The sequence below is a fragment of the Cryomorphaceae bacterium 1068 genome (assembly GCA_027214385.1).
GTDB lineage: Bacteria > Bacteroidota > Bacteroidia > Flavobacteriales_D > Cryomorphaceae > JAKVAV01.
This window is the reverse complement of the sequence record JAPVXR010000002.1, coordinates 228,436-240,452: the sequence shown is the minus strand read 5'-3', so window position 1 is coordinate 240,452 and position 12,017 is coordinate 228,436. Positions and strand designations below refer to the sequence as shown.

Annotated in this window: 13 protein-coding genes; 4 read left to right on the top strand and 9 right to left on the bottom strand. The window is 43.7% G+C overall.

The genetic code is table 11. The features are described from left to right. The first annotated feature begins 2 nt into the window (after positions 1–2). Positions 3–1,259 (top strand): 2-oxoglutarate dehydrogenase complex dihydrolipoyllysine-residue succinyltransferase, encoded by a 1,257-nt coding sequence (gene odhB / locus O3Q51_03870; GenBank protein ID MCZ4407930.1) that lies wholly within the window; start codon positions 3–5, stop codon positions 1,257–1,259. 1 nt (position 1,260) lies between these two features. Here the strand turns inward: odhB and O3Q51_03865 are convergent, their stop codons facing one another. Further along, a complete protein-coding gene (locus O3Q51_03865) occupies positions 1,261–1,881 on the bottom strand; it encodes a uridine kinase (protein ID MCZ4407929.1) in 621 nt (206 codons plus the stop codon). A gap of 31 nt (positions 1,882–1,912) precedes the next feature. On the opposite strand from O3Q51_03865, the gene O3Q51_03860 reads away from it, so the two are divergent. After that, a complete protein-coding gene (locus O3Q51_03860; protein MCZ4407928.1) occupies positions 1,913–3,187 on the top strand; it encodes a tetratricopeptide repeat protein in 1,275 nt (424 codons plus the stop codon). A 337-nt stretch (positions 3,188–3,524) separates the two neighbouring features. On the opposite strand, the gene purQ is transcribed toward O3Q51_03860, so the two are convergent. Beyond that, complete coding sequence (purQ, locus tag O3Q51_03855; protein MCZ4407927.1) at positions 3,525–4,220, bottom strand: phosphoribosylformylglycinamidine synthase subunit PurQ; 696 nt, start codon at positions 4,218–4,220, stop codon at positions 3,525–3,527. Between the two features lie 44 nt (positions 4,221–4,264). After that, a complete protein-coding gene (locus O3Q51_03850) occupies positions 4,265–5,257 on the bottom strand; it encodes a DUF6427 family protein (protein ID MCZ4407926.1) in 993 nt (330 codons plus the stop codon). A gap of 67 nt (positions 5,258–5,324) precedes the next feature. Between O3Q51_03850 and O3Q51_03845 the strand changes: the two genes are divergently transcribed. Further along, positions 5,325–5,525: a hypothetical protein gene (locus tag O3Q51_03845; protein MCZ4407925.1), complete on the top strand. Its 201-nt coding sequence runs from the start codon at positions 5,325–5,327 to the stop codon at positions 5,523–5,525. Here O3Q51_03845 and purD read toward each other — a convergent pair. The 4 genes from purD to O3Q51_03825 form a co-directional block, all read right to left on the bottom strand. Next, positions 5,518–6,798, bottom strand: a complete 1,281-nt coding sequence (gene purD / locus O3Q51_03840) for a phosphoribosylamine--glycine ligase (GenBank protein MCZ4407924.1) — start codon at positions 6,796–6,798, stop codon at positions 5,518–5,520. The genes O3Q51_03845 and purD overlap by 8 nt on opposite strands. 90 nt (positions 6,799–6,888) lie before the next feature. After that, positions 6,889–7,542: a redoxin family protein gene (locus O3Q51_03835; protein MCZ4407923.1), complete on the bottom strand. Its 654-nt coding sequence runs from the start codon at positions 7,540–7,542 to the stop codon at positions 6,889–6,891. 70 nt (positions 7,543–7,612) lie between these two features. Next, on the bottom strand, positions 7,613–8,026 hold the full coding sequence (locus O3Q51_03830; GenBank protein MCZ4407922.1) for a BrxA/BrxB family bacilliredoxin: 414 nt from the start codon (positions 8,024–8,026) through the stop codon (positions 7,613–7,615). Positions 8,027–8,107: 81 nt separating this feature from the next. Next, a complete protein-coding gene (locus O3Q51_03825) occupies positions 8,108–8,557 on the bottom strand; it encodes a nucleoside deaminase (protein ID MCZ4407921.1) in 450 nt (149 codons plus the stop codon). Positions 8,558–8,652: 95 nt separating this feature from the next. Between O3Q51_03825 and aspS the strand changes: the two genes are divergently transcribed. After that, positions 8,653–10,404 (top strand): aspartate--tRNA ligase, encoded by a 1,752-nt coding sequence (aspS, locus tag O3Q51_03820; GenBank protein MCZ4407920.1) that lies wholly within the window; start codon positions 8,653–8,655, stop codon positions 10,402–10,404. Here aspS and O3Q51_03815 read toward each other — a convergent pair. Continuing rightward, complete coding sequence (locus O3Q51_03815) at positions 10,388–10,882, bottom strand: hypothetical protein (GenBank protein ID MCZ4407919.1); 495 nt, start codon at positions 10,880–10,882, stop codon at positions 10,388–10,390. The genes aspS and O3Q51_03815 overlap by 17 nt on opposite strands. After that, on the bottom strand, positions 10,854–11,996 hold the full coding sequence (gene hppD, locus O3Q51_03810; protein ID MCZ4407918.1) for a 4-hydroxyphenylpyruvate dioxygenase: 1,143 nt from the start codon (positions 11,994–11,996) through the stop codon (positions 10,854–10,856). The genes O3Q51_03815 and hppD overlap by 29 nt, the downstream gene beginning before the upstream one ends. Between the last annotated feature and the right edge of the window lie 21 nt (positions 11,997–12,017).

Sequence of the window (12,017 nt, the reverse complement as noted above, 5' to 3'; positions counted from 1 at the left end):
ACATGTTTGAGATGAAAGTGCCCAGTCCGGGCGAATCCATATCTGAAGTAGAAATTGCCGAATGGCTCGTTGCCGATGGTGATTATGTAGAAAAGGATCAAGTCATTGCCGAAGTAGACTCTGACAAGGCTACTTTGGAGCTTCCTGCTGAAGTAGCAGGAGTGATCACTCTCAAAGCCGAAGAAGGAGATACCGTTGGAGTAGGTGAGGTGGTTTGCTTGATTGACACGGAGGCTGAGGCACCCGTAAAAAAAGAAGAGCCAAAACAAGAAACAAAAAAAGAAGAAGCTCCTGCTGCAGCCAAAGAAGAAAAAAAGGAAGCAGCAGCTGCTGCACCTGACCCTGCCGGCAAAAAGAGTTACGCTGATGGACATGCTTCACCTGCAGCAAAGAAAAAGTTGAGCGAAGAAGGAATCTCTGCGAATCAAATTCAAGGATCGGGGAAAGATGGCCGAATCACAAAGCAGGATGTAATTAAGGCAATGGCAGCCGGATTCACTACTGAATCAGCTGCAGGCTGGGGTGGAACCAGGGATACACAGAGCAAGAAAATGTCATCGCTTCGTCGAAAAGTTGCGGAGAGATTGGTTGGCGTTAAGAATGAGACGGCTATGCTCACCACATTCAACGAAGTGAACATGAAGCCCATCATGGACATGCGCTCGAAGTACAAAGAGGTCTTTAAAGAAAACCATGGCGTCGGTCTTGGATTTATGTCCTTCTTTACCAAAGCGGTGACCGAAGCCCTAAATATGTTCCCGACCGTGAATGCACAGATAGACGGGAACGAAATGGTTACGCATAACTATGCGGACATAGGAATCGCGGTAAGTTCACCAAAGGGACTAATGGTTCCTGTAGTGCGCAATGCCGAGCAGATGAGCCTTGCCGAAATCGAAGCAGAAATCAAGCGCCTGGCTATTAAAGCACGTGATGGAAAAATAACCATCGATGAGATGCAAGGTGGAACTTTTACCATTACTAACGGAGGTGTGTTCGGTTCCATGATGAGCACACCGATCATTAATCCTCCGCAGTCTGCCATCCTAGGAATGCACAACATCGTTGAGCGACCGATGGCAGTAAATGGCGAAGTTCAGATCTTACCGATGATGTATTTGGCACTCTCTTACGATCACCGAATTATCGATGGAAAAGAGTCGGTTAGTTTTTTGGTAAAAGTGAAAGAAATGCTGGAGAATCCAGAGCACATGATCTTCGGGGGAAAATCGCCTGCGGAAGTTTTGTTGGGACTTTAAATTAAAGAGTTGCCTTCAAGTGGTTTACCAAAACCATCAATCCGTTTTGGTAGGAAGAGTTATTGTTGACGATAATATCGCAGTGCTTCTTGTGAGGCTTTAGGTAATTGTGGTAGGAAGGCATCACGTGGTTTTTCCACCTATATCGCACGTCGCTTTCGGGATAGCCACGCTCAGTTAAGTCTCTGATTATTCTGCGTTTTAGCTTGACTTCTTCGAGTGCATCAACATAGACTTTTAAATTCATTTTAGCTGCCAGTTCCATATAGTGGAAAACGAATAACCCTTCAATAATTAAGATGGGGGCCGGTTCTATTGAAACCATTTTGGGGTCAGCAGACGGATTGTTGAAGGTGTACTCCTTCTTGACCACGATCTTTCCATCTATTAAATCTGCAACATCCTGATTAAGGCTTTCCCGATCGATGGCAGTAGGAAGATCAAAGTTAATTTCGCCGTTAACATCTTGAAATTGACGTTCGCGCTCGTAATAATAATTGTCCTGAGAGATCAAAGCAACCTGACTGGGCTCAAAGTGATTCATGAGATCGTTCAAGATGGATGTTTTACCTGAAGCGCTTCCTCCGGCCACTCCAACTACATATGGTGATTTGATCTCCATTCAGGCCGACAAAAATATGTAATTTAAGGCCATGAGAAAGCTGAAGTCAAAAATCGCGCGATGGATAGTTGTAATGCTTGTTTTTACTGGTTTTACAAATGCAGTAAGCGCTCAAAACATTTACACACAAAATAGGAAAGAAGCCTTCCAATACATGCAAAAAGCTGAAATGGCCAAAAGAGGCGGAAACTTCAACAATGCTTATCAAGAATACACAAATGCGATAACAGTCGACCCAAATTATGCGGAGGCCTATATGAAACGTGCACTTATGCTTCAGCAAATGGGGCGTTATCAAGAGTCGCTGGAAGACTACAACAAGGCTATCGACATCAATCCGTACAGCGATGTTTATTACGACAAGCGCGCCAGATTGAGGCTCTTACAAAGCGACTACAAAGAGGCCATCGGTGATTTAGACAAAGCTTTGGAGTTAAGTCCGTATGACGACTATCTGCTTGACTCACGCGCATTGGCAGGGCTCGAGGGTGGCGACTACGATAGGGCCATCGAAGACTTCACATTCATCATTGAACTAAATCCACAAGACACGCTTGCATACCTGAAACGTGCCATCACTTACTTGCGGGTGGGTGATAGACTTTCCGCTGAAGCAGATGTGGAGGAAGCGAAAAAACTGGCTCCACGATCTCCTTTGGTTTATGATATTAAGGGTTTAATCCATCTGAAGTATGACGAAATTGACAGAGCTATAGCCGCTTTTAGCAAGGCCATTGATTTGGAGCCCACGTTCGCCATCGGTTATTACAACAGAAGTGTAGCCAAAAAGAAATTAGGTCAAATTGAAGAGGCAAACAGCGACTTGAACATTGCATTGGCTTTGAATCAGGACTTTCCAAATGCATACTTCAATCGTGCCATTACCAGCAAGAAAATGGGGCGTATCGAAGACGCTATTGATGATTACTCAAAAGCCATTGCGATTGAAGGCGATTTCACGGATGCTCTTTTCAATCGTGGTTTTTCCAAAAGCATGCTGGGGAGTTATGCGGAAAGTTTACCCGACTTTGACCGCGCTGTAGAGTCGAGCCCCAAAGACCCCGAGGTTTATAATATGAGAGGCAACGTGAAGGCCTTTTACGGCAAATACATCTCGGCACTTGAAGATTACGATCAGGCTATTCAACTCGATCCTGAATATGCAGAAGCTTACCACAATAGAGGCATTACCAAGCTTTTGACTTACAAAGATCAAGCAGGCTGTGAAGATTTAGAAATAAGTGCAAAAATGGGGTACGATAAAGCACAAGAGAAACTTCCTTATTTCTGTCGAGGTTTAAAATGAGAAAGAGGCTGACTCTTGCGAGACAGCCTCTTTTATATTTTCGTACCGATCCGCAGTAATTTTACTCAGATCCCGTAGGAGCTTCTTTCTCAGAAGCTACCCCCAAAAATTGGAGGTCTCTGTGAAACAAATTCCTGCTTCCGGTTTCGAATAGTCAGACATCTGAACACCTCCTTTTGTTTAGTTTAACACTACTTGGGATCGTCCTCAATTATCTTATGATTTCGATTCCCAAATCACCAAGCTTTTCTTGGATTTGAGTTCAAGTAACAAAGAAAATTTTGATAATTGAAATCAAAATTTCCAGGTTTATTAACAGAAGTAGTGTCGAAAAAGTTTAGGCGGGGATAACTGAGTTCAAGATGGATTCAAAAATCAATCGCCCGTCTTCATTCCCAAGTAACTCATCTGCAGCTCTTTCGGGGTGAGGCATCATACCGAAAACGTTCTTGTTCTCATTGGCTACACCTGCAATATTCTCAAGCGAACCATTTGGATTGGACTTGCTATTAAAATGACCATCCTTATCGCAATAGCGGAAGATGACCTGCTGATTTTCATTCAGCTTTTTTAAAACCTCATCAGGTGCGTAATACCTTCCTTCTCCATGCGCAATAGGAATTTTTAAAACCTCATCTGAATTTAATCCTGAAGTCACAATCGTGCTACTAGTAGCCGGTTTGATGAAGAGATTCTTGCAAATAAACTTGTGATCTGTATTGTGCAGTAAGGTTCCTGGCAATAAGCCGGCCTCACACAAAATTTGAAACCCATTGCAAATACCCATGGCGTAACCACCGTTATTGCAGTGCTCAATCACACTTTCCATAACTGGGGAAAACCTTGCAATAGCACCTGAACGCAAGTAGTCTCCATAAGAAAAACCGCCTGGAACCATAACGAAATCAACCCCCTTTAGATCGCGGTCTTTATGCCAAAGCTCTACTACTTCATGACCAAGTATGTCTCTAAGAACATAAATCAAATCGTGGTCGCAATTAGACCCAGGGAAGATGATGACTCCAAACTTCATTTTTACGGTTTAAATGAGTCCCAAAGTTAAGAGAATATCATGGATTAATTGGCGAATACCATGAAGGATGCGCAAGCAATAAGCCAAATATAAAAGAGGATTATTTTAATCAGCGGTCGCTTACCTTTTCCGGAAAAGTATACTGACATAAAGACGGAGACAGGTACTGCGAAAATCAGCCAATTACCGGATTGTCGGATATCCAGGAATGAAACGTATAAGTATTCCAGAACCATTAAAAAAAATGCCCAAAGAAAAATGTACTTGGTACTCTTTTTCCGCAAAGTTGACTTGGCAATATCAGTGAAGAATCCTACTAAGCCAAGTATAGACAGCACAAAAAATAATGCAATCATGAATAGCACTCCGACTCTCCCATCCTCTTCAGGTAAGACAAATGAGTTTCCACTGAAGATGAGGTATTCACTCGCATCGAAGGTGTATCCTCCGATGAAATAAAAGCTGAAAGCATAAATTACAGCTGCTGTAATAGCCGTAACAGGGACAAGCCATTCTCTAAGACTGAAGGGGCGAACTTGAAGAAAAACAAGCCAAGTAAGCGGAAGTAAAAAAACTGCAGGTGGAAAAAAGAAAATGGCCAGTGATAGAAAGAGTGTCGAGTCGAAGCCTATGCTCAGAGCAGATTCTGCTCTATAAACCGTAAGCAATCGTCGAAGTGCAAAAAGCATGAACAAGCTTGAAAACAGGATAGGATGCAGGTCAATGTTGCGAAAATCTACGGCTGAAAGACTAACAAATACCAGAGCTGGAAAGTAATTTTCCGATGAAGAAAAATCGTGCTTATTAAAGATGTTGTTTAAAAGTACGGCATTGCTCAAAATCAAAACCATTCCAAGTGATCGGCGCCAAACAGGCATGTCTCTGAATAGATCAAAAAGAAGATCGGTAGCAGGGCCTCCCAAGCCATACTCTCCGGCCGTGACGGAATAAGCAGCTGCAACAACCAAGGCGATTGCAGGAGCTATCAAAAACGATAGAACTATAGGTCTGTTTGATCCAAAAGCGGAGTAAACCATGAATCGCTAAAATAGTGTTTTCAAGATGTTCAATTAATCTTTATTTTTGCAATCGAAAACTAGCAACATGCAGGAAATAGTAGGACCCATAGCAGCACTTATTAAATGGACTTTTGACGAGATACTTGTTCCAATCGGAGAGCTTCCGGATATCATTAACCCCAATTATATCTTTTTAGCAATTGGGTTCGTTGGTCTGTTCTATTGGTTGATACTTCAAAAGAAGTACAATACTCAAGCTGACAACACTCCGGGTCAGATTAAATAAGTAAGTCTTTTCCAATATCTCTTCGGAGATATTTTCCTTGAAAGTGAATTCTGTCAGCCAAGTCGTACGATTTGGTTAGTGCTGATTCAAGGTCATTGCCATATGCGGTACAAGCGAGTACCCGACCACCTGAGGTCGTGAGTTGGTCCCCTTCTGATTTTGTTCCCGCGTGAAACAGAATCTGATCTTGAGCTACTTCGCCATCCATTTTTATAGCCATTCCTTTCTGATAGCTCTCAGGATATCCACCTGAGACCAACATGACCGTCGTAGCAAACCGCTCGTCCTTTTCGAGCTGGTCATACTCCAGACTTCTTTGAGCGGCAGCTTTGAGATGGGACAATAAATCACTTGTTATTCGCGGAAGGACGACTTCTGTCTCCGGATCACCCATTCTTACATTGTACTCAATCACAAAGGGATCTCCATCGACGATCATCAATCCAAAAAATAAAAAGCCTACATATGGAATATTATCTCTTTCCAGCCCGAGAACAGTAGGAGCCACTACTCTTTCTTCAATTTTCTTTAACAGTTCGTCGTCTGCAAATGGCACCGGACTCACGGCGCCCATTCCACCAGTATTCAATCCGGTATCGCCCTCGCCGATTCGCTTATAATCCTTCGCATAAGGCAACATGAGATAATTCTTACCATCGGTTAGGGCAAAAGCCGACATCTCTATTCCGTCCAAAAAGTTCTCGATGACCACTTTGTCCGATGCCGCTCCAAACTTCCCATCATCGAGCATCAGTTTGATCTCGTGTTGTGCTTCCTCCTTGTTTGGCAATATGAGCACTCCTTTTCCTCCTGCCAGACCATCTGCTTTGAGTACGTATGGTGCATTTGTCTTGTCGATGAAATCTTGGGCTTCTTTGACCTCACCTCTTCCAAATGTGGCGTACGGTGCAGTTGGGATAGCGTGCCTCTTCATAAAATCCTTGGCAAAATCCTTACTCCCTTCCAGCATAGCACCTTCTTTTCCGGGACCAATAATCATAAGGTTGCTAAACTCGCCTGATCCTTCAAAGTATTCGCGGATTCCCTCTACCAATGGAGCTTCGGGCCCAACCACCAGCATATGTATTCCGAGATCTGCTACCTTTTCGGCTATCGAATAGAAATCGCTGATATCTATTTTAACATTCTCAGCTACGGCCTGACTTCCGCCATTTCCGGGAGCCACGAAAACCTTTTCGCAGAGCGGACTCTTGGAAATCTTTTTGGCTAATGCGTGTTCGCGGCCACCTGAACCAAGGATTAAGACTTTCATAGTATTTTTGATTTTCACTCTTCAAAAGAACAAAAAAAAGGTATCCAACTCAGTCGGACACCTTTTGCAATTCACTTAATAGAAGAAGTTCTAGGCTTTAACGCGTTTGATACTGCAACCCAACTGCTTGGTACTGTTAGGGTCAACCTTTCCACCAGACACGTGCATTTTGATAGCATTCAACAGATAAGGTTCTTTTACATCTTCAGCGCTATCAACTGAATCATCAATGGCACCTTTGTAAATCAACTTCATGTTTGCATCAAAGAGGAATACATGTGGTGTAGTCAATGCCCCGAAAGCATCTGCCAAAACATGTTTTTTATCGAGAACGTAGCGTCCTTTCAACCCTTGCTCCTTGTAGCGCTGCTTCATATCATCCATGCTATCACCTGCATCTCGCTTTGCCTCATTGCTGTTAACCATTACCATTCCTATCCCAGCAGATGAAGCGGCATCATAAAGACCGGGATATCGTCCTTCCCATCCTTCGCTCTTGCTTCCATTTCCCACTACAAAAGGACATGTATTGCAGCTAAAAATCACCAATAACCCGTTCCTACCGGCAATCTCTTTCAGCGCTACTTTGTCGCCTGAGATATCCATCATCGGCATATCCACTTTCGGTGCCTTGGATCCGATTTCCAAGATTTCTTCTCTCCCTTCAGAAATAGTAAACGCTGTTGTAATGGCAAAAGCAGCCAAGGCAAGTAGTCCCAAAGTCAATTTTAAATTCTTTTTCATTGTTGTGATTTTAGTCAAAATAAAAAGCGGGAGATCAATAATGATTTCCCGCTTCGTTAATAATTTGCAATTAGCAGTATTCCTCGTAAGCCATCTTCAGGTTTTCGGCAATCATTTCAGCCGGACGACCTTCAATATGGTGTCTTTCGATAAAGTGAACCAACTTACCGTCTTTAAAAAGACCGATAGCAGGTGATGATGGCGGGTAAGGCAAAAAGTACTGACGAGCTCGATCGACAGCTTCGCGATCAACCCCTGCAAAAACAGTCGTTAATTTGGATGGCTTTTTGGATCCGTCAAGTGACATTTTGATACCTGGCCGAGCAGCCCCTGCAGCACATCCGCAAACAGAGTTCACTACCACCAAGGTAGTGCCTTCTGCCTCTGAAAGTACTTGATCAACTTCTTCTGCCGTATGTAGTTCAGAAAAACCTGCTTGAGTGAGGTCTTCCTTCATTGGTGCAACTAATTCCGGTGGGTACATATTTTGAAATTTTATTTCTACAAAGGTAAGAAGGGATCGGCTAGATCAAATCGAAAATTCTTCCGAAATGATAGTCTTAGTCTATGACTTTTTTCTTCTCTCTTGAAAAAAGCGACGCAATAGTTCGGCACTGTCATCTCCCATTACACCGCCCTTCACTTCAGTTTTGGGATGAAGCAGATTTTCAGAAAGCTGGCTATAACCCTTTCGTTCGTCATAAGCTCCAAATACCAACCGCTTCAATTGAGCCCAACCCAATGCACCCGCGCACATAGGGCATGGTTCCAAAGAGACATAAAGTGTGCATTGATTGAGGTACTTACCACCCAAGAAATCTGCGGCAGCAGTAATCACTTGCATCTCGGCGTGAGCGGTAACATCGGTCAACCTTTCGGTAAGATTGTGGGCACGCGCAATAATGCGGTCATTGCAAACCACTACAGCCCCTACGGGCACTTCATTTTCTTCATAAGCCGACTGAGCCTCTCTCAACGCTTGCTTCATAAAGAAATCATCACCACTTGTTTGCATTGCCATAAGGCAAATATAAACCAAGCCAACTAGCCCGCCAATGTCGTTGATTCAATCCTTCAAAGTAATACCTTTGCATTCGAAATTTTTGAGCTATGCATAGATCACACACTTGCGGAGAATTACGCATTGAACACGTCGGAGAATCAACTACTCTATCAGGTTGGGTTCAACGATCGAGAGATTTAGGAGGAATGACCTTCGTCGATTTGAGAGACCGATATGGTCTTACTCAAGTGGTATTCAACATTGAGTCCAATGCTGATCTATGCGAACAAGCCAGAAAGCTGGGTCGCGAATTTGTGGTGAAAATCGAAGGAACTGTAAGCGAGCGAAGCAATAAAAATCCCAATATGCTCACCGGCGATATTGAGATTGAAGCTTCAGCATTGACCGTATTAAACTCCAGCAAAACTCCTCCTTTTACCATTGAGGATGAAACCGACGGTGGAGACGAGTTGAGAATGAAGTACCGCTATTTGGACTTACGTCGAAATCCTGTACAGAAAAGCTTGATGCTTCGCCATAAATTAGCCATTGCCACCAGATCTTACTTAGATGGCCAGGGATTTTTAGAAATCGAAACACCCTATTTAATTAAATCTACTCCTGAAGGTGCTAGGGACTTTGTCGTTCCTAGCAGAATGAATCCGGGAGAATTCTATGCACTACCTCAATCACCGCAGACGTTTAAGCAATTGCTGATGGTGAGTGGATACGATCGCTACTTTCAGATTGTGCGCTGCTTCCGCGACGAAGATTTGCGGGCTGATCGTCAACCAGAGTTTACTCAGATTGACTGCGAGATGGCGTTTGTAGAACAAGAAGATATCCTGAACACTTTTGAGGGTCTGACCAAGAATCTTTTCAAAGAAGTTCTGGATGTTACCCTTGGTGATTTTCCTAGAATGGACTATGCGGTTGCCATGGAGAAGTACGGATCGGATAAACCTGATATCCGCTTCGGAATGGAAATCAACAATATTTCAAGGTATGCACAAGGCAAAGGGTTCAACGTATTTGACAGTGCTGAATCCATTCTGGCTATCAATGTAGAAGGTGGGAGCGAGATGAGCCGTAAGCAACTCGATGCCCTCACTGACTGGGTGAAGCGACCACAGATTGGCGCCAAAGGTTTGGTATACGTGAAGTACCAGGAAGAAGGAAGTTTCAAGTCTTCTGTGGATAAATTTTACTCTTCAGAAGACCTCGAAGAATGGTGTAAAGCCTGCGGCGGAAAGGTCGGCGACTTGTTGCTCGTTTTGAGCGGTGATTTGAATAAAACGCAGAAACAAATCGGTGAATTGAGACTCCATATGGCCAATCAACTTGGCCTACGAGACTCCAAGGTTTTCGCTCCGCTTTGGGTAGTTGATTTTCCTTTAATGGAATGGGACGAAGACGAGCAGCGGTATTTTGCCATGCATCACCCGTTTACTTCGCCAAAGCCCGAGGACTTGGACAAACTCAAATCAGCCACGGGTGAAGTGAGAGCCAATGCCTACGACTTGGTGATCAACGGAGTTGAAATCGGAGGAGGTTCGATTAGAATTCACGATAAGGAGGAGCAAGCACAAGTGTTTGATTTGCTAGGGTTTACGAAGGAGGAAGCGCAAGCACAGTTTGGATTTTTGATGAACGCTTTTGAATACGGCGCACCTCCACATGGTGGAATCGCATTCGGTTTTGACCGTCTCTGCTCACTTTTCGGAGGATCGGAATCGATCAGAGATTACATTGCTTTCCCGAAAAACAACTCAGGAAGAGATGTAATGATCGATGCTCCCGCGCAAGTTGATGATGCTCAGTTGACGGAATTGGGTTTGAAGCTCAATCTTGAAAAATAAGGTAGCGGAAAGAAATTGCAAATTCTTCCAGCAAGAGATTTCTATTGGCCAGGAGCTCAATAGAAGGTTTATAATCTACTGAGAACTCTATGGGAAGGGAGTCGAATCGATATTTGATTCCTACGATCAAATCGAAGCCTAAGTTTATGTAAGGCGGGTCTCCATTGAACCCCTCTCCTATGAAATTGTTTCGGTGGTGATACCCTCCGTGAAGGCCACCGCCATAATACCAATTCCAAGAACCAGAAGATAGAGGAACTCTCCTCTCATAAAGTCCCGTTAAAATAATGCCACCCCATCTAGGAGTGAGGATCAATTCGAAATCCTGACTCTCGGTAATAGACTGAACATAAGAAAGGCCTCCACCCCATCCGAGGCGGAGGCCTAACGACCTTTCTTGAGCAATTCCCGAAAGGGCTATCGCTAAAAAGAAGATTATGGCGAGTAGCTTAGAGTGTACCTCGCGACTCTTGTTCACGCTCAATTGCTTCGAAAAGTGCTTTGAAGTTTCCTTTACCAAAACTCTTTGCCCCTTTACGCTGAATGATTTCAAAGAACATGGTTGGTCTGTCAACAACAGGCTTGGTAAAAATCTGAAGCAAGTATCCCTCATCATCGCGGTCTATCAAAATCCCAAGTTTCTTGAGCGGTGCAAGATCTTCGTCGATCTCTCCTACCCTGTCCAATACGGTTTCATAATAGGTCTCGGGGACGTACAAGAACTCCACTCCCCGACTCTGCAAAGACGTAACCGTTTCGATAATATTGTCAGTGGCCAGCGCAATATGTTGCACCCCTGCACCTTCATAAAAGTCAATATACTCCTCGATCTGAGATTTTTTCTTGCCTTTAGCGGGCTCGTTGATCGGGAATTTGATTCGACCATTTCCATTGCTCATTACCTTACTCATTAAGGCAGTGTACTCAGTACTAATGTCCTTGTCGTCGAATGAAATCAATTGCGCAAAGCCCATCACCTTGGCGTAAAAATCAACCCATTTATTCATCTCACCCCATCCAACATTTCCAACCATGTGGTCGATGTACTTCAAGCCGGTAGATTCTGGGTTGTAGTCACTTTCCCATTTTCTATAGCCAGGCAAGAAAACACCGTTGTAATTTTTGCGCTCAATGAAAATGTGAATGGTCTCACCATAAGTGTGAATTCCCGAACGAACAATATGGCCATCCTGATCTTCGACAGTCTCAGGTTCTAAAAATGATTTTGCTCCTCTTTTAGTCGTTTCTTCCCAAGATTTGGTGGCATCATCCACCCAAAGGGCCACTACCTTTACTCCGTCTCCATGCTTACGAATGTGTTCGTTAATCGGGCTAGCGGGAGTGAGTGGTGTAGTGAGCACCAATCTGATTTTGTCTTGGCGCAATACGTAAGAAACCTGATCCTTCCGGCCCGTCTCAAGACCAGAGTAGGCTTCTGCTTGAAAGCCGAATGCCGTCTTGTAATAGTGGGCGGATTGCTTTGCGTTTCCAACGTAAAGCTCTACGTAATCAGTTCCGTTAAGGGGAAGAAAATCCTCCGCCTCGGGATTTATTTTTTTAAGATTGAGTGTAGATTCTGAAGTTGATTCCATGGTAATGATATTTTAAAATTC